This is a genomic window from Maribacter vaceletii, from assembly GCF_003634105.1.
In the GTDB taxonomy this organism is placed as follows: Bacteria; Bacteroidota; Bacteroidia; order Flavobacteriales; family Flavobacteriaceae; genus Maribacter_B; species Maribacter_B vaceletii.
Map to the genome: position 1 here is coordinate 1,297,396 of NZ_RBIQ01000007.1, position 25,847 is coordinate 1,323,242.

A 25,847-nucleotide genomic window follows, 5' to 3' on the forward strand; every position below is an offset into this window, starting at 1 on the left:
CTAAGATAATAAATAGAAAAAATTAATACACTTCATTAAAGAAATTTAACCCTCTTTTTTCGCTATAAGTAATGTTTTCTTTGCCAAAAAAACCAACATGGCCACCAAAATTAGGAATTTCAAAATATAAAGAGAGGCTATTTTTTGCCTCTAAATATGGATAACAATCGACTCCTAAAAAAGAATCATTTTTAGCATTTATTAATAAAGTTGGAATTTTAATATTGGGTAAAAACTGAAGAGAACTACAATTTTTATAGTAATCTAAGGCGTTTTTAAATCCATGTGCTTTGCTTGTATAGGTATCATCAAAATCTTTTAAAGTCTTTATGTTTTGTATTTCTTTTGTTGAAATTAAATCTGGAAAAATTTCTAGTTTTTCAACTAATTTTTCTTTTAGGTGCTTTTTAAAACGTTTAGCGTATAAAATGTTATTTGTTTTTAAAAACTGTTCTTGAGAGTTTTTTAGATTACATGGAACAGATATTGCCACGGCAGATTTAATTTGTGAAGGAACTTTTGTAGGCCGTTCCCCTAAATATTTTAAAACTAAATTTCCTCCTAAGCTAAACCCTTTTAAGTAAAGCTCATCATAATTTTTATTTTCTAGAATATGGCTAATTACAGCGTTTAAATCTTCAGTAGCACCAGAGTGGTAAGAACGGAATAAAGTGTTGGTTTCGCCACTGCAGCCTCGTAAATTAATAGAGCAGCAATCATAATTAGATAAATTAAATAGTTTTGCACTTCCTAATACATAAGCTCTTTGCGCGTTGCCTTCTAACCCATGAACTATAATAGCAACTTTGTTTGTTTGGCTTTTAGAATAGCTCCAATCTAAATCTAAAAAGTCTCCGTCTGTTAAAACTATTCTTTCTCTTTGTTGTTTTACTCCAGAAACTTTTCTAAATAAACCTGAGTAAATAGTAGAAAAATGACCATTTTTAAACAGTAATGGAGGGTGGTATAAAGAAGGGATAATTGGCATTAGTTAGAATAATTCTTAGATAATTCTGATAAAACGGTAATTGCTTTTTTTGCATCTTTTTTATCTATAAAAATATGATCGTGATAATAGCCTGCAATTACATTACAACTAATATTGTGTTTTGCTAATTCTGAAGAAAATAATGCAGTTAAACCTACAGCATCTAAAGAAGAGTGTATCATTAGAGTAATCCATGCAGCAACATATTTATAGGTAAGACCTAAAGAGTCTGCTTTTTGTTGTTCCATAACAATTGTAGTACCTTCTTGTTCTTTAAACTCGCAAATAGTATCTTTTCTATCTATTAGATTTATATTTTTAACGGTTGTAAAAACATAACTTCCTTTATTTAATTTAGGAGTCATTCCTTCTATTAACTTACTCAAATCTAATTCTCCAGACATATTATTTAGGATATATTTCTAGATATTTTGTTTGTTCTTCAATGGCAAATTGAAATTCAGATTTTAGATTAGTGACCAACTGGGATACAGAAGTGGTATTCTCTATAGTAGCTACTCCTTGCCCAGCAGACCAGATAGTTTTCCATGCTTTAGCCTCGGTATCCATTTCTTTTCCAAAATCTATTTTTGTATCTTTTTTTAAATCTTCTTCTGTAATACCAGCAGCTTGTAAACTTGCTCCCAAAAAATTGGCATGTACTCCAGAGATAGATGCCGTATAAACAACATCACTGGCTCCAGCCTCAATAATCATTTTTCTATATTCTTCTGTAGCTTTACTTTCATTCGTATTAATAAAACGAGTACCCATGTATGCCAAATCTGCTCCCATTTGTAATGCAGAAGCAATATCTCTACCAGTACTTATACAACCAGAGAGTAGAATAGTTTTGTCAAAAAACTGTTTTATTTCAGAGACTAAAGTCATAGGATTTATAGTGCCTCCATGTCCGCCAGCCCCTGCCGCAACTAAAATTAAACCATCTACACCGGCACCAGCCGCTTTTTTTGCATGACGTTTTTTAATCACATCATGAAAAACTAGTCCACCATAGCTATGAATAGCGTCTACTACTTGAGATACTGCACCTAAAGAAGTAATTACTAACGGCACTTTGTATTTAATACATAGTTTTATATCTTCTTGTAACCTTGGGTTAGTTGGGTGCACAATAAGGTTAACACCAAATGGAGCTGCTTTTTTGCCAGTTTCTTTTTCAAAAGCACTTAAAGCAGTTTGTATTTCTATAAGCCATTCTTCAAACCCTTCACTGGTACGTTGGTTAAGAGCAGGAAAGGTGCCTACAATACCATTTTTGCAACATTCAATAACTAATTGCGGTCCAGAAATTAAAAACATTGGGGCAGCAACGGCAGGTAAAGAGAGCTCTTTTATAAAAGATGGTTTTGTAATCATAGATGTTTGCTTTAGAGTTAACTATTAAAATTAAGAATATTTTTTTCTTAAAATGTTCCTTGTTCTTCAAAACTATACTATTTTTATGAAGTATTATGCATGCATAACAAAAAAATAACTATGTATTTAAAAGATTTTGAAATTCGATGGAGTGATGTAGACGCTAATAGACATTTAGCAAACTCTGCATATTTAAATTTTATGAGCCATACTAGAATGGCTTTTTTAATGGAATTAGGCTTTACACATAAAACTATGGAAGAAGAGGGGATTGGTCCAGTAGTTTTTTATGAACATATGTATTATTTTAAAGAAGCTTTTCCTGGTAAACCCGTAAAAGTATCTATGGAAGTTGTTGGTATGAGTGAAGATGGTAAATTTTTTGAATTTCACCATAATTTCTACGATTACAAAGGAAGAAACTTTGCACATTGTGAAATGATGGGTGCTTGGGTAAATTTAAAAACTAGAGCATTAACAGGTCTTAATCAAAGTTTTTTAAATGCATTCTCTAAAGTAGAGAAACCTAAAGGATTTAGAGTGCTAACAAAAGAAAATACTAGGAAATTTGCAAGAGTTCCTAAGGATTTGGAATAGGTTTTTTACTTACTAGATACACCCCAAGCATTATAAGTAATGTAGCAACTATTTTTAGTGTATCTATATGGTCTTTGCCAGCTAAAACTGCAAAAAGAATGCCTATTATTGGTTGTAAGTAAACAAAAGAACTAACGGTAGATGCTTTTAATTTGGTTAATGCAAATATGTTAAAGAGGTATGTTAAGAAAGTGGTACAAACAATCACAAAAACAACTCCACCTACGGCACTTTTGGGCATTGTAGCCCATTTAACTTCTAAAAATTCTGGTACTGTAATAGGGCTACAAAGAATAGTGCCTATAAGAAATAGCCATTTCATTAAAGTAAATGGATGGTATTTATTAAGAAGTTTTTTAACTAAAATAAGATAAATGCCGTAGCTAACAGCATTTACAATAAAAAGTAAATTTCCTAGTGGAATATTAGGAGCATCTTGCCTTATTTCTGCTCCAAAAAGTATCAATGTTACAGCACCTATAAAGCCTAAAGTTATACCTATTCCTTTTTGCAAAGTAATTTTTTCTTTTATCAAAAGTGCAGATAAACTAACAACTAAAATAGGGCTAACCGTAATTAAAACAGAACTGTTTATTGGCGTAGATAAAGCTAAACCTTTAAAAAAAGAAAGCATATTAATTCCCATTCCCGTTATTGCACAAATAAGAACTCTTCCCCAATCTTTTTTTTCTATAATTTCTTTTGGCACAAAAAAAGAAACAGCCCAAAATAATAAAGTGGCACCTACTAAACGTAACATAATAAAACCAAAAGGTTTAACATAAGTAGGCATAACCCCCTTAGCAATAGTGTGGTTAATACCATAAATTGTAGTTGCACCTATTGCTGCAAGGATAGCAAGTGTTCTAGTATTCAAGAATGTATATTTAGTTTTGCATCTGCAACCGTTTTTTTACTGTTTCCAATAAAAATTTGGTTGCCATTAATTAATACAGGCCTCTTTAAAAAAGTATAATGTTCTAGAATAAGATTTTTATAATCGCTCTCGGATAATGATTTTTCTTTTAAGTTCCTTTCTTTATATAATCTAGCTCTTTTACTAAATAAAGCTTCGTAAGAGCCTGCTAACTCTTGCATTTTTAATAACTGTTCTGGAGTAATTGCACTAGCCTTAATATCCTGCATTTCAAAGTTATCTAGAGGTTGTAATTCTTTAATAATTCTTTTACAGGTATCGCAAGTGGTTAAGTAATATATTTTTTTCATTTTTTTACTTCAAAGTTTACTAAGCAAAGAAACCTAATTAAAGCCTAATTTTCTATTTTTGGAATAATAAATTATAAGGCCTTTAATTTAAATTAAAAATCACGTGGAAAACCTTTTTGACATTATACTTAAAAACAGAACAATATTATCTAGAGTATTAGAAAGTACCCCTAAAGAAAAATTAGTTAAAATACCTGCAGGGTTTAATAATAACATTTGGTGGAATATTGCTCATGTTGTTGTTACACAACAACTATTAGTATATAAAATGAGTAATTTGCCTATGAAAGTAGATACTTCTTTTGTTGCTAAATTTAAAAAAGGAACTACACCTGATGGTACGGTAACAGATGCGGAAATAGAAACAATAAAGAGTTTTTTATTGCCAACTGTTACATGGTTAAAAGAGGATTACAAAAAAGGTTTGTTTAAAGAGTTCAATGAGTACACAACATCTGCTAACGTAACTTTACGTAATGTAAAGGATGCTATTGCCTTTAATGTTTTTCATGAAGGTTTGCATTTAGGTGCAATTATAGCATTGAAGAAAGCACTTATTTAACCTTAACGGCTAAGTATTTTTTAACTTCTGAATAAGGAATTGTTACCTCTATAGGTCCCTCTGCAAAAGAAGATACTTCATATTGGTTATAAAGTAATTGTATGCCATTTGGGGTAAAACCAATATTTTCGGGTAAATAGAAAGCATCTTCCTCGAACATAAAACCAGTATAATTTATAGGTTGGTCTTGGGGTATGTTTTCTTGAATCCTAAATTTAATTTCAGCAAATTTTTCAAAATTAAATTTGGTATTAAAAAGTTCCCAATTTTCTATTTCAGCACCATTTTTTTTACTAAAATTTAAATATTTTTTTGCAGAATAGCCATGTGCCCCACCAGTAAAAATGTAAGAGTCTAAAGCTATAGTTAAAATATCTTTATTTTCATATAATACCTCTCCATTAATAACAGCTTCCCACTTTGTAGATTCTTCAGGAAATTTATCTTTTAATTTATTATAACCTTCATTAAAAGATACAATTGCAGTTTTTATAGAAGTAACATTAGTTGCTTCATCAAAATTTAAAAGGATAATAATTTCTTCTTGTAAAGCAGTATTTATGTTTTTAGAAATAGTAGTTTTTTCTAATGCTTTTGGAATATCAATAGTCACTGCAGGACAATTTTTACAAGTTTTATCTTCAATCAATAAAGTTTCAAAAGTTAGTAGTGTTTCATTTTTACAGCTAATAGAAACAAGTAATAAAAGAAGTAGTATATAAATATATTTCATAGAAAGAGATAATAATTTTAATGCCACAAAAATACGGTTTCGTTATAATCTCCAAGGAGAATACTGTAAATTTAAAATAGTATTAACTAATTCTTTTTTATGACTAATAAATCTTTAAAATTTAATAGTAAAACGATACATGGTGGGCAAGAGCTAGAAAAAGCATATGGGGCGGTTATGCCTCCAATTTATCAAACATCAACTTTTGCTCAAGAAAGTCCAGGGGAGCATAAGGGTTATGCGTATGCTAGGAGCGCAAATCCAACAAGAACAGCTTTAGAAAAGGCAATGGCGAGTATTGAAAATGGTAATTATGGGTTGGCTTTTGGTAGTGGTCTTGCGGCTATAGATGCTATAATAAAATTACTTAGCCCAGGGGATGAGGTTATATCTAATAATGATTTGTATGGTGGTAGTTATAGATTATTTAAACAAGTTTTTGAAAAATACGGAATAGTGTTTCGTTTTATAGACATGCATAATGCCGTTTCTATAGAACCTTATATTACTAATAAAACAAAACTCATTTGGTTAGAGACTCCCACAAACCCTATGCTTAACATAATAGATATTAAGGCTATTACAAAAATAGCAGAAAACCATGAGGTTTTAGTAGCGGTTGATAATACGTTTGCATCTCCATATTTACAAAGACCTTTAGATTTAGGAGCAGATATAGTTATGCATTCTGCTACTAAATATTTAGGAGGACATAGTGATACTGTTTTAGGTGGTATCATTGTTAGAGATAAAGCATTAGCAGATAAGCTCTATTTTATACAGAATGCAAGTGGAGCTATATGTGGCCCTATGGATAGTTTTTTAGTACTTCGTGGAATTAAAACATTACACGTAAGAATGCAACGTCATTGCGAAAATGGAAGAACAATTGCAGAATTTCTTAATCATCATTCTAAAGTAGAAAAAGTGTTTTGGCCAGGTTTTACTAATCATCCTAACCATGAAATTGCAAAAAGTCAAATGAAAGATTTTGGAGCAATGTTATCTTTTCTCCCAAAAGGTGCAGATTATAAAAAAGCTATTGCAATTATAAAAAAACTCTCTCTTTTTATGCTAGCAGAATCTCTTGGTGGTGTAGAGAGTTTAGTTGGGCACCCTGCAAGTATGTCTCATGGGGGAATGACTAAAAAAGAACGTGAAAAAGTTGGAATTAAAGATGCGTTAATTAGAATTAGTGTTGGGATAGAAGATGTGCAAGATTTAATTGAAGATTTAGAGAATGCTTTAAGGTAATTAGTAATACATTGTGAAAAAAGCATGCTTTTTAAAGAGAACAATAAAAAGGTGCAATTTAAAGTTTTTTAACAATGTAGGATTAAGATTGTTAAATTAAGATTATGATAATTTAACTAAAAAAAATAGCGATATAATTATAGTAATGTCATAATTTCGCCGTTATATTTCTAAATTGTTAAAACATAATATATTAAAATAGCTTTATGGAGGCAAAAATTAAAGGTTTTATGGATGAGGTTAAGGCAAGAAACGGCCATGAACCTGAGTTTATCCAAGCAGTACAAGAGGTAGCAGAAACTGTAATACCATACATTGCTAGTAATGAAATTTATAATGGCAAAAACATTCTGTTAAGAATGGTAGAACCGGAACGTTTAATATCGTTTAGAGTTGCATGGGTAGATGATAAAGGAGAAATACATGTAAACAGAGGATATCGTATACAAATGAACTCGGCAATTGGTCCTTATAAAGGAGGCTTACGTTTTCATCCTACAGTAAACGCAAGTATTCTTAAGTTTTTAGCTTTTGAGCAAGTATTTAAGAACAGTTTAACTACACTGCCTATGGGTGGTGGTAAAGGTGGTTCAGATTTTGACCCTAAAGGTAAGTCTGATGATGAGGTAATGCGTTTTTGCCATGCATTTATGTTAGAGTTAAATAGGCATATAGGTCCTAATACAGATGTACCTGCAGGAGATATTGGTGTTGGTGCAAGAGAAATTGGGTTTCTTTTTGGAATGTATAAAAAAATAAGAAACGAGTTTACGGGAGTTTTAACCGGTAAGGGTCTTTCTTGGGGTGGTTCTAAAATACGCCCAGAAGCAACAGGCTATGGTACAGTATATTTTGCACAAAGCATGTTAAAAACTAAAGGGCAAGAGATAAATGGAAAAACGGTTGTTATTTCTGGTTCTGGTAACGTAGCACAATTTGCTGCAGAAAAAGTACTTCAATTAGGGGGTAAGGTGGTTACACTTTCAGATTCTGCGGGGTATATTTACGATAAAGACGGTATAGATGAAGAGAAGCTAGCTTATGTTATGGATTTAAAAAATAACAAGCGTGCTCGTATTTCTGAGTATACTAAAAAATATAGCTCTGCAACCTATCATGCTGGAGAAAAACCTTGGGGAGTTACTTGTGAAATTGCATTACCATGTGCAACGCAAAACGAATTAAATGTAGAACACGCAAAGCAACTAATAGCAAATGGGTGTATTTGTGTTGCAGAAGGAGCAAATATGCCATCTACAGCAGATGCTTTTCATGATGCCAAAATACTTTTTGCTCCAGGAAAGGCTTCTAATGCTGGCGGTGTTGCAACTTCTGGATTAGAAATGTCTCAGAATTCTCTTAGAATTAGTTGGACAAGAGAAGAGGTAGATGAAAGATTAAAAGGGATTATGGAAGAAATTCATAATTCTTGTATTGAATTCGGCAAAGAAGAAGATGGTTTTTGTAATTATGTAAAAGGAGCAAATATTGCTGGTTTTGTTAAAGTTGCAGATGCTATGTTAGCGCAAGGTGTAATTTAAACCTAAATATAAATAGAAAATTAAGGCTTTCCAGTTTCTGGGAAGCCTTTTTATTTTATTACAATTATCTTTGTACGGATATAATAACCTATATGCAGGTAACAACTAAAGCTATAATATTATCTTCTTTAAAGTATGGAGACACCAGTTTAATTGTTAAGGCTTTTACAGCTTCAGACGGGCTTAAATCCTATTTGTTAAAAGGTGTTTTGGCGAGCAAAAAAGGAAAATTAAAAACAGCATATTTTCAACCTTTAATGCAATTAGAAATTGTTGCAAACCATAGAAATAAGGGAACATTAGAAAGTATACGGGAAGCTAAAGTAAATTATCACTATCAAACCTTACATTCACAAATTGCAAAAAATGCAATGACTCTTTTTTTGGCAGAAATGTTAAGCCATAGTATTCATGAAGAAGAGTGTAACAAAGACCTTTTTTCTTTTATAGAAGTAATGTTGCAATGGCTAGATACTAATGATGAAATTGCAAATTTTCATTTATACTTTTTACTACAATTAACTAGATATTTAGGAATATATCCAGATACGTCTAATATACAAGCCTTATATTTTGATTTGCTAGAAGGAGAGTTTATTAAAAGCCCATCATTAAACCCAATGCTACAAAATAAAAATTTAGCAAACTTTAAAACACTATTAGGCATAAATTTTGATGCATTACATACCATTAAGTTACATAAAGAAAGTAGGCAAGATTTGTTAAAATCTTTAGTGCTTTATTTTGAATTACATTTACAAGGGTTTAGGAAACCTAAATCTCTAGCCATACTAAATGAAGTATTTAATTAAGATGCAAAAAATAATATTTTTTATAGCGTTTTTATTTGTACAAATAGTGTTTGCACAACAAATAACTGTTTTAGATACAGACACTAATACTCCTATAATTAATGTTGCTGTATTTAATAGTGATAAGTCTAAAGCAACAATCACCGATATAAATGGAACCTGTATATTAGATGGTTTTAGGTTAAAAGAAAAAATAATATTTAAGCATGTTAGTTATGAACTTTTAAAAAAGACTAAAAAGCAACTCATAAAACAGGATTATAAAGTTTTTATGGAGATGAAACCAAATGAGTTAGACGAGGTTGTTATGTCTATCTCTAAATGGGAACAGCAAAAAAAAGATATTCCAAATAAAATAACATCTATAGATGCTAAAAGCATTTCCTTTACTGCGCCACAAACTGCCGCAGATGTATTGCAAAAAAGCGGCAAAGTATTTGTGCAAAAAAGTCAGTTAGGAGGCGGAAGCCCCATGATAAGGGGTTTTGCAACCAATAGATTACTGCTTTCTGTAGATGGTGTTCGTATGAATAATGCCATTTTTAGAGGAGGTAATGTGCAAAACGTTATTTCTATAGACCCATACACAATTAAAAATACTGAAATAATTTTTGGTCCAGGATCCGTAATTTATGGTAGTGATGCTATTGGGGGTGTTATGAATTTTTATACCAAAAAAGCAACTTTTTCTACAATAGATAGTTTGGCAGTTATGGGTAATGCTAATTATCGTTTCTCTTCTGCAAATATGGAAAATACAATACACGCAGATGTTAATTTTGGAAAAAAGAAATGGGCACTTTTAACAAGTGTAACTCATAATCGTTTTGACGATTTAAAAATGGGGGCTTCAGGGCCAGATTCTTATTTAAGAAATTATTATGTAGAAAGAGTAAATAATGAGGATAAATTGGTAAATAATACAAACCCTAAAAAACAAGTTGCAAGCGGATATAACCAAATTAATGTAATGCAAAAATTAGCATTTAAACCTAATAATAATTTAAAATTGTTCTTAGGAACTTATTATTCAGAAACATCAGATTATTCTAGGTATGACCGTTTAATAAGACCAAATAGTAATGGAGACGGACTTCGTTATGGAGATTGGTATTACGGCCCTCAAAAATGGTTTATGGCTAATTTTCAATTACAAAAAAAAGGAAATGGTAAATTTTATGATGGCTTAAAAATAACTACAGCATACCAACATTTTGAAGAAAGTAGAAATAGTAGAAACTTTAATGCATTAGATTTAGTTAGTACTAAAGAAAAGGTAGATGCCTTATCTGCTAATATAGATTTTGAAAACAAAAAAATTGGAGATTTACGTTTGTATTATGGAGGTGAATTTATTTTTAACAAAGTATATTCTAATGGTTTAGAAACAAATATTGAAACCAAAGAAACTAATGTAGCGGCATCTAGATACCCTCATGGCGCAAGTTGGAAAACCGTTGCTGCGTACGTTAATGGAGAATATAAAGCTAAGCCTAATTTCACTGTATTATCTGGTTTAAGATATAGCCATGTATGGATAGATGCAGATTTTGACACAAGTTTTTATCCTTTTCCTTTTGATAATGAAAGGCTTAGTACAGGGGCTTTAACAGGTAGTTTGGGATTAAGTTGGTTTCCTAAAAAAAATCTTCAAGTTACTTTTAATGGTTCTACAGGGTTTAGGTCTCCTAATATAGATGATGTTGGTAAGGTTTTTGATTCGGAACCTGGATCTGTAGTAGTGCCTAATCCAGATTTAGAACCAGAATATGCCTATAATGTAGAGTTAGGTATTCATAAAAATATTAAAGATATAGTTGTGCTAAAAGGCGCAACATTTTATACTTATTTAGTAGATGCTTTGGTACGTAGAGACTTTAATTTTAATGGCGCATCAGAGATAAATTATAATGGAGAATTAAGTAATGTTCAGGCAGTTCAAAATGCAGCTAAAGCATATGTTTATGGATTTGAGTTTGGGTTGGATGCTTATATAAGTGAAAATTTTTCAATAACTAGTAATATAACTTTTGCAGAAGGTATAGAGGAAGAAGAAGATGGTACAGATACTCCAGCAAGGCATGTATCACCAACATTTGGTGATTTTCATGTTATATGGAAAAACCAAAAAATTAAGACAGATATTTATTTAAATTATAACGGAGAAATAGCGTATAATGATTTAGCAAGTTCAGAAAAAAATAAGGAATATATTTATGCTTTAGATGCAAACGGTAATCCATACTCACCATCTTGGCATACTCTTAATTTTCGTTCTCAATATGCAATTTCATCTGCATTAAAAACATCTTTAGGTATAGAGAATATTACAAACCAAAGGTATAGAACGTATTCTTCTGGTATAGTTGCTCCGGGAATAAATTTTATTCTTGGAATAGGATATAAATTTTAGGCAAAAAAAAGGGCGAAACAATTAAGTTTCGCCCTTTTTTATAAGAATAAGTTCTTAGTGCTTTACTGCATCTTTAACTTTATCAGCAGCAGCTCCTGCAGCGTCTTTTGCTTTGTCAGCAGCATCGTTTGCAGCGTCTTTAGCAGAATCTACAGCGTTACCTGCAGCATCTTTAGCAGAATCAACTGCATCACCAGCAGCGTTAGCAGCATCACCAGCTACTTCTTTTGTAGCGTCAACAGCTTTATCTGCAGCATCGCCAGCAGCATCTACCGCATCTCCTGCAGCATCAGCAGCAGCTTCTGTAGCATCTTTAGCTTTATCAGCAGCTTCTCTACATGATACAAATGATACACTTAATGCAACCATTAAGATTGATCCTAAAATTACTTTTTTCATTGTGAATGTTTTTAGTGTTTAAATATGTTTTCAACGCAAATATATACGTAATAAATCGAATTTTGGATGTTCTTGTTTAAGAAAGAAGGTGTAAGGGCATATATTGGTTGGTTTTATAGGCCTATTATTCAATCTAAATTTATAATTTTGCAGCCTTAATTAAAAGGTAGAGCACTGAGATTATGAAGTTTGCAGGATACAACAATTTAGACTTACCAAAGGTAGCAGAAGAAATTCTTAAATACTGGAAGGAACAAGATATTTTTGATAAAAGTGTTTCTTCTAGAGAGGGGAAACCAAGTTATGTTTTTTATGAGGGACCTCCTTCGGCAAACGGTATGCCTGGCATACATCATGTAATGGCTCGTACTATTAAAGATATTTTTCCAAGGTATAAAACCATGAAGGGCTTTCAGGTAAAAAGAAAAGCAGGTTGGGATACGCATGGATTACCTATTGAGTTAGGTGTGGAGAAAGAATTAGGTATTACCAAAGAAGATATTGGTAAAAAAATATCTGTAGAGGAGTATAATGCAGCTTGTAAAAAAGCAGTAATGCGTTATACAGATGTTTGGAATGAAATGACCGAGAAAGTTGGTTATTGGGTAGATATGGAAGATCCATATATTACTTATAAGTCTAAATACATGGAATCTGTTTGGTGGTTATTAAAGCAGATTTATAATAAAGACCTTATTTATAAAGGATATACAATACAACCATATTCTCCTAAAGCAGGTACAGGTCTAAGTTCTCATGAGCTTAACCAGCCGGGAACCTACCAAGACGTTACAGATACCACGGTAACAGCACAATTTAAGGCTATTAACGAAACACTTCCAGATTTTTTACAAGATGAAGGAACTATATTTTTTATAGCATGGACAACAACTCCATGGACATTACCAAGTAATACAGCATTAACTGTTGGCCCTAAAATAGATTATGTTTTGGTAGAAACGTATAACCAATATACGTTTAAGCCTATGAATGTAATTTTAGCCAAAAACTTAGTTGGTAAACAGTTTGCAGGTAAATTTAAAGAGGTAGAAACTAAACCAGAATTATTAGAATATACATCTGGCGATAAAAAAATACCATATTACGTTGTAAAGGAATTTAAAGGAAAAGACCTTGTTGGTATTAAATACGAACAACTTATAGATTTTGTGCAACCCTACCAAAATGCAGAAGATGCTTTTAGAGTAATTTCTGGAGATTTTGTTACTACAGAAGACGGTACAGGAATTGTGCATACAGCACCTACTTTTGGTGCAGATGATGCCCTTGTGGCAAAACAAGCAGTGCCAGAAATTCCACCAATGTTAGTTTTAGATGAGAACGGAAACCCAGTTCCATTGGTAGATTTACAAGGAAAATTTAGACCAGAATTAGGAGAATGGGGAGGTAAATATGTTAAGAACGAATATTATGAAGAAGGTAAAGCTCCTGAACGTTCTATAGATGTAGAAATAGCAATTCGTTTAAAAGAAGAAAACAAAGCTTTTAAGGTAGAGAAGTATGTGCACAGTTATCCAAACTGCTGGCGTACAGATAAACCTATATTATATTACCCACTAGATTCTTGGTTCATTAAGGTGACAGATGTAAAGGATAAAATGTTTCAGTTAAATGAAACTATTAACTGGAAACCAAAATCTACTGGCGAAGGTAGGTTTGGAAACTGGTTGGCAAATGCTAATGATTGGAACCTTTCTAGATCAAGGTATTGGGGAATACCATTACCAATCTGGAGAACAGAGGATGGTAAAGAAGAAATTATAGTAGGTTCTATTTCAGAATTAAAAGAGGAAATGGCTAAGGCATTACAAGCAGGTGTTTTAGAAAAAGACATTTTTGAAGATTTTGTTGTAGGAGATATGAGCGAAGAGAACTATGAGAAAATAGATTTACACAAGAATATTGTAGATCAAATTACTTTAGTTTCTGCTTCGGGAAAACCAATGAAGAGAGAGAGTGATCTTATAGATGTTTGGTTCGATAGTGGTTCTATGCCATACGCACAATGGCATTATCCGTTTGAAAATAAAGATTTAATAGATGAAGGAAAAACTTTTCCTGCAGATTTTATTGCAGAAGGAGTGGATCAGACAAGAGGGTGGTTTTATACTCTCCATGCTATTGCATCTATGGTTTTTGATTCTGTAGCGTATAAAAATGTAGTTTCTAATGGCTTGGTATTAGATAAGGATGGTAAAAAAATGTCTAAGCGTTTAGGGAATGCAGTAGATCCTTTTACAACTATGGATGCTCATGGACCAGATGCCACCCGTTGGTATATGATTTCTAATGCAAATCCTTGGGATAATTTAAAGTTTGATATTGAAGGTATTGCAGAGATTAAACGTAAATTTTTTGGAACACTTTATAATACCTATTCTTTCTTTGCTTTATATGCTAATTTGGATGATTTTAAATATGCTGAAAAAGACATTCCGTTAGAGGAAAGACCAGAAATAGATCGTTGGATTTTGTCAGAACTACATTCTTTAATTAGAAAGGTAGATGATGCTTATGCGGAATATGAACCTACAAAAGCAACAAGAGCTATATCAGACTATGTACAGGAATATTTAAGTAACTGGTATGTAAGATTATGTAGAAGACGTTTTTGGAAGGGAGAATATGAGCAAGATAAAATATCTGCGTATCAAACTCTTTATACATGCTTAGTAACTATTGCAAAGTTATCGGCGCCTGTAGCTCCATTCTTTATGGATAGACTTTACAAAGATTTAACAAATACTACGCAAAAAGATGCTTCTGAAAGTGTACATTTAGCAGATTTTCCAGAATATGATAGTGCTATTATAGATGCAGATTTGGAAAGTAAAATGGAAAAAGCGCAAACTATTTCTTCTTTAGTTTTGTCTATAAGACAAAAAGAAAAAATAAAAGTAAGACAGCCATTGCAAAAGATAATAGTTCCTGTATTAGATGAAAAACAAAAACAGGAGATAGAAGCTGTTGCAGATTTAATAAAGTCTGAGGTTAATGTAAAAGAAATTGAATTATTAGATGATGCTTCAGACATTTTAGTAAAGCAAATAAAACCTAATTTTAAGGTTTTAGGACCTAAATATGGGAAAGATATGAAGCTAATTGCACAAGCTGTAGCGGGTCTTAATCAAGAAGATATCCAGAAAATTGAGCAGGATGGCGAATTATCTATAAGCATAGAAAATAAAAGTATTAATTTACAGTTACAGGATGTAGAGATTTCTTCTCAAGATATTGAAGGTTGGTTAGTGGCAACATCAGGTAAACTTACCGTTGCTCTAGATGTTACTATCAATGATGAGCTTAAAAAAGAAGGAATAGCTAGAGAATTAGTAAACCGTATTCAAAATATTAGAAAAGAATCTGGTTTTGAAGTTACAGACAAAATTGATATTAAAATATTAAAAGACGGTATTGTAGAAGAAGCAGTTGCTGGAAATATAGATTATATTAAGACAGAAACGTTAACTGCAGATTTACATTTTGAAGAAAAATTAGAAAGTGGCACGGAAGTAACTTTTGACCAAGTGAACACAAAATTGTTTATTGCAAAACATTAATATTATGGCAGAAGATTTAAAAGTAAGGTATTCAGATAAAGATTTAGCAGAGTTTAGAGTGCTTATAGAAGAAAAAATAGAGAAAGCTAAAAGTCATTTAGAATTACTTAAAAGTTCGTATATGAATGATGGTAATAATGGTACGGATGACACTTCGCCAACTTTTAAGGCTTTTGAGGAAGGTTCGCAAACTATGAGTAAAGAAGCTAATACGCAATTAGCTATACGCCAAGAAAAATTTATTCGTGATTTAAAAAATGCTGTTCTTCGTATAGAAAATAAGACGTATGGTATTTGTAGAGTTACAGGTAAACTTATAAACAAAGAGCGTCTTAAATTAGTACCACACGCAACACTTAGTATTGAAGCTAAGAATATGCAAAAATAATAGCAAAACGCCCTTTTTAGGGCGTTCTTTATAACTAAGCATGAAAAAGTTTATTTTCCCCCTTTTACTTTTTTGTTCCTTTATTGGTCTAAGTCAGAAAGTAGTAAAAAAATCCATAGTAAATAGTGCTATTTCTACTATAGAAATAGATGCTACCAATTGTTATAAAATAGAGGTTGTAACAACAGACAATAACGAAATAATTTTAGAGGCTCTAATCGATGGAGAGTATCAAAAAGATTTACTCTTAAATGTCAGCGAAAGAGAATCTTCTATTGGCATAAAAACAGAATTTCAACCTGTTTTTGTAAGTCCAAATGATAAATTAAGTGCGCATAAAGTAGTATCTATAGCACTAAAAATTATGCTTCCTAAAGATAAAGACGTTTTATTGTTAGGTACAAATAGTAATATAGTAGCATCTGGTACTTATAAAAGCTTAAGAGTTTCTTTAGAAGATGGTATATGTAACTTATCTACTATAACAGGAGACGTTTTTGTTACCACTAAAAGTGGAGACATAATAGTTAAAAATGAACAAGGTAAATTTATTACCTATAGTAAATACGGAGAAATTAAAAAAGATGATTTCCCAGAGGGAGAAACCCTTTTTAATTTAACAACTATTACAGGAAATATCTTGTTAAATAAAGTAAAATAATATGTCTATTTTTGTCGTCCATAAATAAGATTATGAATTTAAAAAAGTCATTACTACTAATTTTCATTTTACTTTTAATAGATCAGATTAGTAAAATTTATATAAAAACAAATTTTGTTTTAGGGGAATCTGTTGAGGTTTTTAGTTGGTTTAAAGTACTTTTTATAGAAAATGAAGGTGCAGCTTGGGGAGCTAAATTAAGTGATATTATACCAGTTTCAGATGCTACAGGAAAGCTTATCTTAACTGTCTTTAGGCTTTTTGCAATTACAGGTATTGGTTATTGGTTATATGATGTTATAAGAAAAGGAGCTTCTAATACACTAATAATTGCCGTTTCGTGTATTTTTTCTGGTGCTTTAGGTAATATTTTAGATTCCTTATTTTACGGCGTAATTTTTAATGATAGTTACAATCAAGTAGCAACATTATTCTCTAATGAACCTTATGGAGGCTTTTTTTATGGAAAAGTGGTAGACATGCTTTATTTTCCAATGGTAGATACTACTTTACCAGAATGGATTCCTTATTTTGGAGGAGATAATTTTCGTTTTTTTGAGCCAGTTTTTAATATTGCAGATACAGCAATTAGTACAGGGGTAGGCATTTTATTAGTTTTTAATAAAAAAGCTTTTGGAGAAATCTCTGAAGAAAATAAAAATGAAGAGTAGTTTTTCCTGAAAGTAATTGATAATCGAGATTTAAATGCTCCGAAGCTTGCCTCGAAATCAAAATTAGTTTCCTAATAAATGCCTCGTGGGCTTGCCCCGAGGTAGTTTACTTAAAAAACATATGTTTTTTTTGGTGTAAGGCAGTAGTCTAGTGGAATATCATTTTCATATACATCCGTAATTTGTTCTTCTGCTTCAAAAAGAGAAAGCCCTATTTTTAGAACTTCAGGTTTGCAGTTATTTAAAAAATTATCATAATATCCTTTTCCATAACCTACTCTATTCCCTTTTTTATCAAAAGCTAAAAGTGGAACAAATACAACATCAATAGAAGAAGGTTCTATCTTAATACCATCTATAGGTTCTGAAACTCCCCATTTATTTTTTTTTAATGTAGTATTATCTGTAAGTAAATAGTTTTCTAAACTATTGTTTGTAAACATTTTAGGAATAATAACGTTTTTATCTTTTCCATGTAAAATAGACAAAATAAAACTAGTGTCTATTTCATTTTTATTATCAATAGGTAAAAAAATATGGTAGTTAGTATAACTCCATACAGGTAAGACTAATAAGTTATTAGAAATAATTAAGCTTTCGCTTTGTAAAGACTGTGTAGAATATTGAAGTCTTTTGTCTAAATATATGGTTCGTAAATCTTTTTTCAACATGTATAAAAGTTGATTTTAAGTTTACGTAAAGTTACTTATTAGTACTATTATTCTTTTACAGAAGATGCGTAAAACACCTTAAAAAATAACATTAATATTAAGTAAGTTCCTAAGGTAATTATGTAGCTGTCCATGATTTTCGGGTTTTAAGATGTTTTAAATATATGTAAAAAAAACGATATAAAACCCATGAAATACACTTTTGTATCGATGAAATGCACATTTTAACAAAAAAAATTTACAAAAAAGAAAAGTTTACGTAACATTAAAATGTAGTTTATATATTTAAAAAATTGATAATCAATTTGTTACAAAAATTTCTTCTAAAATGCCATTAAATATTCCTTTTTTTTGGCAAACTGTTTTTAACATTTTTATAGAGTTTCGTATTTAAAAATAACAATATGAAAATATTGCCCTTTGTAAATCAAGAATTTGACAATATTAAAAACTTAGTTTGACTAAATATAATAGAGTTAAAAAAAGTTGAAATAGATAGTTATTATTTAAAAAACATAGTAATTTAACCTTACTTTATAAAAGGTCAATAATCTTGTTTTTTCATGTCTCATATTCCTATAAAAATACAATTAAGTACAATTCCCAAAAGCCCTGGGGTGTATCAATTTTATGATGAGGAAGATAAGATACTATATATAGGCAAAGCAAAAGATTTAAAGAAAAGAGTTTCTTCCTATTTTAATAAGAAACATGATAATGGTAAAACGAGAGTATTAGTAAAAAAAATAAGGAATATAAAGCATATAGTTGTATCTACAGAATCTGATGCGCTTTTGTTAGAAAATAATTTAATTAAAAAATATAGACCTAGGTATAATGTTTTGTTGAAAGATGATAAAACCTACCCTTGGATTTGTATTAAAAATGAACGATTTCCTAGAATATTTAGTACAAGGAGATTAATAAAAGATGGATCGGCTTATTTTGGCCCTTACACAAGTACTTTCACCGTAAAGACTTTATTAGACTTAATTAAAAGTGTTTATCCTCTTCGCACTTGTAACTATGATCTCTCTAAAGAAAAAATAGAGGCCGGAAAATATAAAGTATGTTTAGAATATCATTTAGGAAATTGCAAGGGGCCATGTGAAGGGTATCAATCTTTGGAGGATTATAATCAGCAAATAAAAGATATTAAAGAAATTCTTAAAGGTAACTTTAAAACATCATTACATTATTTTAAAAGCCAAATGGTAAAAATGGCTAAGGAAATGCGGTATGAAGAGGCGCAAGCAATAAAAGAAAAGATTGAAGTTTTAGAAAATTACCAATCTAAGTCTACGGTGGTAAACCCTAAGATTAATAATGTAGATGTATTTTCTATAATTTCTGATGAAGCTTTTGCTTATGTAAATTTTTTACAGCTTTCTCATGGCGCAATTATTAGATCACATACCATGGAGCTTAAGAAAAAATTAAATGAGACGGATGCCGAGCTTTTGCTTTTAGCTATTATAGAAATTAGACAGCGTTTTAACCTAGTAACAAGAGAGCTTTACTTGCCTTTTAAAATAGAAGTTGCCCCAGAGTTAAAGATTACAGTACCAAAGTTAGGAGACAAAAAAAGGATACTAGAATTATCAGAACGTAATGCTAAATATTATAGGAAAGAACGTTTTAATCAAATAAAAATAATTGACCCAGACAGGCATACAAATAGGTTAATGGGGCAAATGAAAAAAGATATTCGTCTTTCTGAAGAGCCCAGACATATAGAATGTTTTGACAATAGTAATATTCAGGGAACACATCCAGTTGCTGCATGTGTAGTCTTTAAAAATGGTAAGCCATCTAAAAAAGAATACAGGCACTACAATATAAAAACAGTAGAAGGGCCAGATGATTTTGGCTCTATGGAAGAGGTTGTTTATAGAAGATATAAAAGATTAGTTTCAGAAGGAGAACCGCTACCACAATTAATAGTTATAGATGGCGGAAAAGGACAACTATCATCCGCATTAAAAAGCTTAGACTTGTTGGGTTTAAGAGGAAAAATTGCGATTATAGGAATAGCAAAAAGATTAGAGGAGATTTATTTTCCAGAAGATCCAATACCTTTATATTTAGATAAGAAATCTGAAAGCTTAAAAATTATTCAACAACTAAGAAATGAAGCACATAGATTTGGAATTACTTTTCATAGAAATAAAAGAAGTAAAGCGGCTATACACTCTGAGTTAGAAAATATAGAAGGTATAGGAAAAAAAACAATAGAAGAATTATTAAAACAGTTTAAATCGGTAAAAAGAGTAAAAGAAGCATCCTTAGAAAAGTTAACAGAAAACGTTGGTTTTTCTAAAGCAAAAAAAATATTTGAAGCATTTAATACTAAACAATAATCTAATATAGTATGCCCAAGTTACTAATAACAATAGCAGCAATATTATTTACTATTTTTGTAAATGCGCAGAATTTAGCAGTACAAAAAGATGTAAAAGTAGGCCTGGTTTTAAGTGGTGGTGGAGCAAAAGGAATGGCTCATATTGGCGCATTAAAAATTATTGAAGAAGCAGGAGTACATGTAGATTATGTAAGTGGCACAAGTATGGGAGCAATTGTTGGTGCATTATATGCTTCTGGTTATTCTGCTACGGAGTTAGACTCTATTTTTAGAAATATAGATTTTGGAGGTTTTATTCAAGATAATTTACCAAGAAGTGCAAAAACATTTTATGAAAAAGAGGATTCTGAACGTTATATTTTAACATTACCATTTAATAAATTTAAGATATCAGTTCCTGCTGCATATTCTGGAGGACAAAATATTTATAATGAGTTGGTGCGCTTATTGTACCATGTAAAAGATATTAATGATTTTAAAAAATTACCAAAACCATTTGTATGTATTGCAACCAATGTAGAAACGGGAGAAGAGGTAATTTTAGATAAAGGTTACTTGCCTGAAGCAATAATGGCTAGCGGTACACTCCCTTCCCTTTTTGAGCCAACAAGAATAGGAGACAAAACCCTAATAGACGGGGGTATTGTAAATAACTACCCTATAGATCAAGTAAAAAAGTTAGGGGCAGATGTTGTTATAGGAGTAGATGTACAACATGGTTTATCTAGCAGAGAAGAACTTTTGTCTGCAACAGAAATTTTATCTCAAATAAATAATTTTAGAGTAGCTACAGATATGGAAAAAAAATCTGAAGAGACTACTATCTATATTAAACCAAAAATTGGAGAATATTCCGTTTTAGATTTTAATGAAGGAGAAGCCATTATTAAAACAGGGGAAACTGCTGCAATTCAAAAATATTCTGAATTAAAAACCGTAGCATTTAATCAAAATCATATTAAAAAACCTATTACAAAAACAACAGTAAAGGATACTTTGATAATTAGCCGACTAATTATAGATGGGAATAATAATTACTCAAGAGGCTATGTAAAAGGAAAACTAAGGTTTTCTATGGGAAAAGAAATTACGTTTTTAGACTTGCAAAAAGGAATTTTAAATTTATCGGCTACAGGAAACTTCCACACTAATAGATATAAACTTTTAGAAAATGGCATTGGAGAAGACCTTATTTTAAATTTAGAAGAAAAGAAAACTAAAGCCTTTATTCGTTTAGGAGCTCATTATGACGATCTGTATAAAAGTGCAGCAATAATTAACCTTACAAGAAAAAATTTTTTAACAAGAGATGATGTTGCTTCTTTTGATTTTATTTTAGGAGACAATGTGCGTTATAATATGCAGTATTATATAGATAAAGGTAGCTATTGGAGTTTTGGAGTTACCTCTAGGTTTAATGCTTTTGAAGAAGAAATAGATTTTAGCATAATAAATGAAAATTATGATATTCCAGGTATAGCTAATGTTAATAGGATTAATTTAGATGTAACAGATTTAACAAACCAAATATATGTACAAACGGTTTTAAAAGACGAATTAGCATTTACATTAGGAGTAGAGCATAAATTTATAAAATATAGCTCTAGAACTCTAGCAAGTATAGATAGTACTGCAAGTTCTAAAGATAGAAGAACCTTTTTTGAAAAAAGCACTTTTTTAAGTGCCTATAGCCAATTAACGTATGATACTTATGACAATAAATATTTCCCAAAAAAAGGGGTGTATTTTAATGGCGATTTTCATTTTTACCCTTGGTCGTCTGATTATAATAACAATTTTAAAGAATTTTCAATATCTAAAGCAAAAATAGGAGTGGCTATTCCTATAACTAAAAACCTAGCCCTAAATATAGAAACAGAAGGAGGTTTTAAACTAGGAACATCTAAAGTATCTACTTTCGATTTTGTTTTAGGAGGTTTTGGAGCTAGTACTATTAATAATTTTACTCCTTTTATTGGGTATGATTTTTTAAGCTTGCCAGGCAATAGTTTTGTAAAAGCTTATGCAAAATTAGATTATGAATTTGCGGCTAAAAATCATTTTATGTTTGCATGTAATTATTCTAATATAGAGGATGATATTTTTAGGACAGGAGAATGGTTTACCGCGCCAAATTTTTCTGGCTATGGAATAGGATATGGTTTAGATTCTTTTGTAGGCCCTATTCAATTAATGTATTCTTGGTCTCCAGAAGTAAAAAAAAGTAATCTGTTTATAAGTGTAGGATACTGGTTTTAGGAGCCTCTTTTCTTAAAAAAAATATAAAATTATAGGCTAAATACCAATAAGTGTTAATGTAATAGTTAAAGTAAGTTAAAGCTTGTTGTTGTAAAAGTAGTATACACTACATTTGTATAACATAAGGGGTGGTTCCCTTATAACTTTAAGTATTGGTTTTTCATAATTTAAAGTTTGGTTGGTTATTTAGGAAAAGCCCAGTTTTAAAACTGGGCTTTTTTTATACAATACTTTGGAACAAATTTTGTTTAAGATATTGTTACTAACACACATTTAGTATTACTAATTAGTAATTTTAATGTTTTAAACAACTATAGGTTATGAAAAAAATTATATTCTTATTTTTCTTATTCATAAGTTTATTTAGTAACGCACAAAATCAAAAATCTTCATTTAAATCAGGAGAGTGGCTTAAATTTCGTATGCATTATGGTTTTTTAAATGCTAGTTATGCCACCTTACAAGTTAAAAATAGTACCATAAATAATAAACCAGTATACCATGTTGTAGCGCATGGAGAAACTACAGGTTTTGCAAGTGTATTTTTTAAAGTAGATGATACATATGAGAGTTATTTTGATAAAAAAGATGGAAAGCCATACCGTTTTGTTCGCAAAATTAATGAAGGAGGTTATAAGAAAGATGTTGAGATAAATTTTGATTATAAGAAAGATAAGGCATTATTAAACGATAAAAAGAACAAGAAAAAGCTTAATTTTGACCTTCAAGATAGTATACAAGATTTAATATCTGCTTTTTATTACCTTAGAAACAATTACAATGTTCAAGATTTAGTAAAAGGAGAAGCAATTACATTAAAAATGTTGTTTGATGATGATGGCGTTTTTAATTTTAAATTAAAGTATCTTGGAAAAGAAGTGGTTAAGACAAAATACGGAAAGGTAGAGTGCCTTAAATTTAGACCTTTAGTTCAATCAGGAAGAATATTTAAAGAGCAAGAAAGTTTATCTCTTTGGGTGTCTAATGATGATAATAGAATACCAATAAGAATAAAAGCAGACATAGCGGTTGGTTCTATAAAGGCAGATTTAGATGGGTATAATGGTCTTAAACATCAGTTTAAAATTATAATGGACTAACTTACTAATGGAGAATAACGAGCAGATAGAGTCTCAAATAAAAAAACTACAAGAAAAATATAAAGATTCTGGCCAAGATCTTAGCGCTTATTTAGATGGTTTGCTCTACCAACGCTACTTAACTTATTGGGATTATATACATTTAGATACACTTTTAAGCTTACAGGTTCCCAAAACATATTTCCCTGATGAAGAGATTTTTATAATGTACCATCAGATTACCGAACTATACTTTAAATTAATATTACACGAACAGAAACAATTGGTGGACGATAAGTCTCTAAGCGTTTCTTTTTTTATTGATAAGGCTAATAGAATAAATAATTACTATAAAGCTTTAATATCCTCCTTTAGTATCATGATTAAAGGAATGGAAAGAGAGCAATTTTTAAAATACAGAATGGCATTATTGCCAGCTAGTGGCTTTCAATCTGCACAATATAGGATGATAGAACTTTATGCAACTCCAATGCATAATTTAGTGCACCATACACAAAGAGAGCTTTTTTCTTCAGAAAATACTATAGAAGAATTGTATGAAACTATATATTGGAAAAAAGGAGCAATAGACAAAGAAACGGGAGAAAAAACATTAACCTTAAAACAGTTTGAGTATAGGTATACGCCACGTTTAATAAGAATAGCAAAGCAAGTTCATAACAGTACTATTTATGATAAATACTTGCAACTTTCTAAAGAAGATCAAAACAATAAAGAACTAGTTAAAGCGTTAAAAAAGTTAGACTTAAATGCAAATGTAAATTGGCCACTAATGCATATGGGTTCTGCACATAGGTATTTACATAAGGAGAAAGAAGCCATAGATGCAACTGGAGGAACAAATTGGAAAAAATATTTACCACCAAGTTTTCAAAAAGTAATATTTTTTCCAGAAATATATACAAAACAAGAAATAACAGATTGGGGAAAAGAATGGGTAAACCATATTTTTAATCCAGATAATAACAAAGAGTAATAATGCATAAATATTGGGGCACAATAATAGCATTGGTTTTACTGTCTGCTTGTAAAAACAATGAAACAAAAAAAACTACTGCTGAGGTACAAAAACCTAAGCAAGAAGAAAAGGTAATTACAAAACAATACGGCTTTAATTTAGATAATTTTAAAGTACATAAAGACACGGTTAAAAATGGAGATAGCTTTGGAGAGTTAATGCTTCAAAACCACGTAGAATATCCTAAAATCGCAAAAATTTCAGAGGATTATAAAGACACTTTTGATGTTCGTAAAATAAGAGTAGGAAAACCTTATATAATATTAAAAGCAAAAGATACTACAGAAACTGCACAAGTTTTTATTTATGAAAATGATGCTATAAATTATACTGTAGTAGATTTAAGAGATAGTGTAACCGCATATAAGAATAAAAAAGAGGTAAAATATGTAGAAAGAGAAGCTTCTGGCGTAATAGAAACTTCTTTATCCGAAGCAATTTTAGATCAAGGAATAGATTATAATGTAACAAACAATTTATCAGAAGTTTATGCGTGGACAATAGACTTTTTTAGACTTCAAAAGGGAGATAAATTCAAGGTAATATATAAAGAAAAGTATATTAACGATTCTATTTATGCAGGAGCTGGACCAATAGAATCTGCTTTTTTTGAGCATAATGGCAAACCAATTTATGCGTTTGCTTATGAAAATGATTCTTTGAAAAATATTGTAGATTATTTTGATGAAAATGCAAATAACCTAAGAAGAACTTTTTTAAGAGCCCCAGTAAAATTTAGTCGCATATCTTCAAGATATAATTTAAAAAGAAGAATAAAATATTACGGGTACAAACTAAGACCGCATAAAGGAACAGATTATGCTGCAGCAATAGGAACACCAATTATTGCTACAGCAGACGGTACTGTTACAGAATCTACCAGAAGAGGAGGTAATGGTAAATATGTTAAAATAAGGCATAATGGTACTTATTCTACACAATATTTACACATGAAAAACCAAAATGTTAAAAAAGGGGAGTTTGTAAGGCAAGGAGATGTTATTGGATGGATTGGTATGACGGGAAATACAGGAGGACCTCATGTATGTTATCGTTTTTGGAAAAATGGAAGACAAGTAGATCCACTAAAAGAAAAATTGCCACAAGCAGAGCCGTTAGCGGAATCTTTAAGGGAAGATTATTATAATTTTATAAATCCTAAAAGAGAACAATTAGATAGTATTAATTTTCCAGAGAAAATAGAAGAAGAACTAGTAACACTTAATTAAA

At 30.7% G+C, this 25,847-nt stretch carries 23 protein-coding genes; 15 read left to right on the forward strand and 8 right to left on the reverse strand.

Annotated features, from left to right (window positions below):
• Positions 1–22: 22 nt before the first annotated feature.
• Genes CLV91_RS05280 through CLV91_RS05290 form a run of 3 tightly spaced genes read right to left on the reverse strand, consistent with a single transcriptional unit; the run spans position 23 to position 2,368 of the window.
• Complete coding sequence (locus CLV91_RS05280; RefSeq protein ID WP_121064683.1) at positions 23–988, reverse strand: YheT family hydrolase; 966 nt, start codon at positions 986–988, stop codon at positions 23–25.
• The gene (locus tag CLV91_RS05285; protein ID WP_121064685.1) at positions 988–1,392 is read right to left on the reverse strand and encodes an ACT domain-containing protein; all 405 of its coding nucleotides are present in this window, start codon (positions 1,390–1,392) and stop codon (positions 988–990) included. Before CLV91_RS05285 ends, CLV91_RS05280 begins: the two co-directional genes overlap by 1 nt.
• 1 nt (position 1,393) lies before the next feature.
• Entirely contained in the window at positions 1,394–2,368 is a 975-nt protein-coding gene (locus CLV91_RS05290; protein ID WP_121064687.1) for an NAD(P)H-dependent flavin oxidoreductase, read from the reverse strand.
• Between the two features lie 120 nt (positions 2,369–2,488).
• On the opposite strand from CLV91_RS05290, the gene CLV91_RS05295 reads away from it, so the two are divergent.
• Positions 2,489–2,965: an acyl-CoA thioesterase gene (locus CLV91_RS05295; protein ID WP_121065744.1), complete on the forward strand. Its 477-nt coding sequence runs from the start codon at positions 2,489–2,491 to the stop codon at positions 2,963–2,965.
• Here the strand turns inward: CLV91_RS05295 and CLV91_RS05300 are convergent.
• Positions 2,949–3,842 (reverse strand): DMT family transporter, encoded by an 894-nt coding sequence (locus tag CLV91_RS05300; protein WP_121064689.1) that lies wholly within the window; start codon positions 3,840–3,842, stop codon positions 2,949–2,951. The genes CLV91_RS05295 and CLV91_RS05300 overlap by 17 nt on opposite strands.
• Positions 3,839–4,192: an arsenate reductase family protein gene (locus CLV91_RS05305; RefSeq protein ID WP_121064691.1), complete on the reverse strand. Its 354-nt coding sequence runs from the start codon at positions 4,190–4,192 to the stop codon at positions 3,839–3,841. Before CLV91_RS05305 ends, CLV91_RS05300 begins: the two co-directional genes overlap by 4 nt.
• Before the next feature lie 103 nt (positions 4,193–4,295).
• On the opposite strand from CLV91_RS05305, the gene CLV91_RS05310 reads away from it, so the two are divergent.
• Entirely contained in the window at positions 4,296–4,754 is a 459-nt protein-coding gene (locus tag CLV91_RS05310; protein ID WP_121064693.1) for a DinB family protein, read from the forward strand.
• On the opposite strand, the gene CLV91_RS05315 is transcribed toward CLV91_RS05310, so the two are convergent.
• The gene (locus CLV91_RS05315) at positions 4,747–5,514 is read right to left on the reverse strand and encodes a DUF3298 and DUF4163 domain-containing protein (protein WP_245987145.1); all 768 of its coding nucleotides are present in this window, start codon (positions 5,512–5,514) and stop codon (positions 4,747–4,749) included. The genes CLV91_RS05310 and CLV91_RS05315 overlap by 8 nt on opposite strands.
• 72 nt (positions 5,515–5,586) lie before the next feature.
• Between CLV91_RS05315 and CLV91_RS05320 the strand changes: the two genes are divergently transcribed.
• From CLV91_RS05320 to CLV91_RS05335, 4 genes are all read left to right on the forward strand, one after another.
• Complete coding sequence (locus CLV91_RS05320) at positions 5,587–6,741, forward strand: trans-sulfuration enzyme family protein (RefSeq protein WP_121064697.1); 1,155 nt, start codon at positions 5,587–5,589, stop codon at positions 6,739–6,741.
• Between the two features lie 206 nt (positions 6,742–6,947).
• Entirely contained in the window at positions 6,948–8,282 is a 1,335-nt protein-coding gene (gene gdhA / locus CLV91_RS05325) for an NADP-specific glutamate dehydrogenase (RefSeq protein ID WP_121064698.1), read from the forward strand.
• A 92-nt stretch (positions 8,283–8,374) separates the two neighbouring features.
• Positions 8,375–9,094, forward strand: a complete 720-nt coding sequence (gene recO / locus CLV91_RS05330) for a DNA repair protein RecO (RefSeq protein ID WP_121064701.1) — start codon at positions 8,375–8,377, stop codon at positions 9,092–9,094.
• Position 9,095: 1 nt separating this feature from the next.
• Positions 9,096–11,507, forward strand: coding sequence for a TonB-dependent receptor (locus CLV91_RS05335; protein ID WP_245987146.1), 2,412 nt, complete (start codon positions 9,096–9,098; stop codon positions 11,505–11,507).
• 54 nt (positions 11,508–11,561) lie between these two features.
• Here the strand turns inward: CLV91_RS05335 and CLV91_RS05340 are convergent, their stop codons facing one another.
• Complete coding sequence (locus tag CLV91_RS05340) at positions 11,562–11,906, reverse strand: hypothetical protein (protein WP_121064705.1); 345 nt, start codon at positions 11,904–11,906, stop codon at positions 11,562–11,564.
• Positions 11,907–12,088: 182 nt separating this feature from the next.
• On the opposite strand from CLV91_RS05340, the gene ileS reads away from it, so the two are divergent.
• From ileS to CLV91_RS05360, 4 genes are read left to right on the forward strand one after another with little or no spacing between them, the layout of a single operon-like run.
• Complete coding sequence (gene ileS, locus CLV91_RS05345; RefSeq protein ID WP_121064707.1) at positions 12,089–15,487, forward strand: isoleucine--tRNA ligase; 3,399 nt, start codon at positions 12,089–12,091, stop codon at positions 15,485–15,487.
• A gap of 4 nt (positions 15,488–15,491) precedes the next feature.
• Positions 15,492–15,875: a TraR/DksA family transcriptional regulator gene (locus tag CLV91_RS05350; RefSeq protein WP_121065747.1), complete on the forward strand. Its 384-nt coding sequence runs from the start codon at positions 15,492–15,494 to the stop codon at positions 15,873–15,875.
• A gap of 40 nt (positions 15,876–15,915) precedes the next feature.
• Positions 15,916–16,536, forward strand: a complete 621-nt coding sequence (locus CLV91_RS05355; RefSeq protein ID WP_121064709.1) for a hypothetical protein — start codon at positions 15,916–15,918, stop codon at positions 16,534–16,536.
• A 32-nt stretch (positions 16,537–16,568) separates the two neighbouring features.
• Positions 16,569–17,207, forward strand: coding sequence for a lipoprotein signal peptidase (locus CLV91_RS05360; protein ID WP_121064711.1), 639 nt, complete (start codon positions 16,569–16,571; stop codon positions 17,205–17,207).
• Between the two features lie 110 nt (positions 17,208–17,317).
• Here CLV91_RS05360 and CLV91_RS05365 read toward each other — a convergent pair whose 3' ends face one another.
• Positions 17,318–17,878 carry a 5-formyltetrahydrofolate cyclo-ligase gene (locus CLV91_RS05365; protein WP_121064714.1) on the reverse strand — a complete coding sequence of 187 codons (561 nt, stop codon included), beginning with the start codon at positions 17,876–17,878 and terminating at the stop codon, positions 17,318–17,320.
• A 563-nt stretch (positions 17,879–18,441) separates the two neighbouring features.
• Between CLV91_RS05365 and uvrC the strand changes: the two genes are divergently transcribed.
• The 5 genes from uvrC to CLV91_RS05390 all read left to right on the forward strand — a co-directional run bounded on the left by uvrC (position 18,442) and on the right by CLV91_RS05390 (position 25,846).
• Positions 18,442–20,238, forward strand: coding sequence for an excinuclease ABC subunit UvrC (gene uvrC, locus CLV91_RS05370; RefSeq protein ID WP_121064716.1), 1,797 nt, complete (start codon positions 18,442–18,444; stop codon positions 20,236–20,238).
• A gap of 11 nt (positions 20,239–20,249) precedes the next feature.
• Entirely contained in the window at positions 20,250–22,499 is a 2,250-nt protein-coding gene (locus CLV91_RS05375) for a patatin-like phospholipase family protein (RefSeq protein ID WP_121064718.1), read from the forward strand.
• A 320-nt stretch (positions 22,500–22,819) separates the two neighbouring features.
• A complete protein-coding gene (locus CLV91_RS05380) occupies positions 22,820–23,599 on the forward strand; it encodes a DUF3108 domain-containing protein (protein ID WP_121064720.1) in 780 nt (259 codons plus the stop codon).
• Between the two features lie 7 nt (positions 23,600–23,606).
• The gene (locus CLV91_RS05385; RefSeq protein ID WP_121064722.1) at positions 23,607–24,575 is read left to right on the forward strand and encodes a tryptophan 2,3-dioxygenase family protein; all 969 of its coding nucleotides are present in this window, start codon (positions 23,607–23,609) and stop codon (positions 24,573–24,575) included.
• A 2-nt stretch (positions 24,576–24,577) separates the two neighbouring features.
• Positions 24,578–25,846 (forward strand): M23 family metallopeptidase, encoded by a 1,269-nt coding sequence (locus CLV91_RS05390; RefSeq protein WP_121064724.1) that lies wholly within the window; start codon positions 24,578–24,580, stop codon positions 25,844–25,846.
• The last annotated feature ends 1 nt before the right edge of the window (position 25,847 follow it).

Excerpts from the sequence above, each read along its gene's own strand:
- CLV91_RS05280 (WP_121064683.1), bottom strand. The coding sequence starts at position 988 with ATGCCAATTATCCCTTCTTTATACCACCCTCCATTACTGTTTAAAAAT.
- CLV91_RS05285 (WP_121064685.1), bottom strand. The coding sequence starts at position 1,392 with ATGTCTGGAGAATTAGATTTGAGTAAGTTAATAGAAGGAATGACTCCT.
- CLV91_RS05290 (WP_121064687.1), bottom strand. The coding sequence starts at position 2,368 with ATGATTACAAAACCATCTTTTATAAAAGAGCTCTCTTTACCTGCCGTT.
- CLV91_RS05295 (WP_121065744.1), top strand. The coding sequence starts at position 2,489 with ATGTATTTAAAAGATTTTGAAATTCGATGGAGTGATGTAGACGCTAAT.
- CLV91_RS05305 (WP_121064691.1), bottom strand. The coding sequence starts at position 4,192 with ATGAAAAAAATATATTACTTAACCACTTGCGATACCTGTAAAAGAATT.
- CLV91_RS05320 (WP_121064697.1), top strand. The coding sequence starts at position 5,587 with ATGACTAATAAATCTTTAAAATTTAATAGTAAAACGATACATGGTGGG.
- gdhA (WP_121064698.1), top strand. The coding sequence starts at position 6,948 with ATGGAGGCAAAAATTAAAGGTTTTATGGATGAGGTTAAGGCAAGAAAC.
- recO (WP_121064701.1), top strand. The coding sequence starts at position 8,375 with ATGCAGGTAACAACTAAAGCTATAATATTATCTTCTTTAAAGTATGGA.
- CLV91_RS05335 (WP_245987146.1), top strand. The coding sequence starts at position 9,096 with ATGCAAAAAATAATATTTTTTATAGCGTTTTTATTTGTACAAATAGTG.
- CLV91_RS05340 (WP_121064705.1), bottom strand. The coding sequence starts at position 11,906 with ATGAAAAAAGTAATTTTAGGATCAATCTTAATGGTTGCATTAAGTGTA.
- ileS (WP_121064707.1), top strand. The coding sequence starts at position 12,089 with ATGAAGTTTGCAGGATACAACAATTTAGACTTACCAAAGGTAGCAGAA.
- CLV91_RS05350 (WP_121065747.1), top strand. The coding sequence starts at position 15,492 with ATGGCAGAAGATTTAAAAGTAAGGTATTCAGATAAAGATTTAGCAGAG.
- CLV91_RS05355 (WP_121064709.1), top strand. The coding sequence starts at position 15,916 with ATGAAAAAGTTTATTTTCCCCCTTTTACTTTTTTGTTCCTTTATTGGT.
- CLV91_RS05360 (WP_121064711.1), top strand. The coding sequence starts at position 16,569 with ATGAATTTAAAAAAGTCATTACTACTAATTTTCATTTTACTTTTAATA.
- CLV91_RS05365 (WP_121064714.1), bottom strand. The coding sequence starts at position 17,878 with ATGTTGAAAAAAGATTTACGAACCATATATTTAGACAAAAGACTTCAA.
- uvrC (WP_121064716.1), top strand. The coding sequence starts at position 18,442 with ATGTCTCATATTCCTATAAAAATACAATTAAGTACAATTCCCAAAAGC.
- CLV91_RS05375 (WP_121064718.1), top strand. The coding sequence starts at position 20,250 with ATGCCCAAGTTACTAATAACAATAGCAGCAATATTATTTACTATTTTT.
- CLV91_RS05380 (WP_121064720.1), top strand. The coding sequence starts at position 22,820 with ATGAAAAAAATTATATTCTTATTTTTCTTATTCATAAGTTTATTTAGT.
- CLV91_RS05385 (WP_121064722.1), top strand. The coding sequence starts at position 23,607 with ATGGAGAATAACGAGCAGATAGAGTCTCAAATAAAAAAACTACAAGAA.
- CLV91_RS05390 (WP_121064724.1), top strand. The coding sequence starts at position 24,578 with ATGCATAAATATTGGGGCACAATAATAGCATTGGTTTTACTGTCTGCT.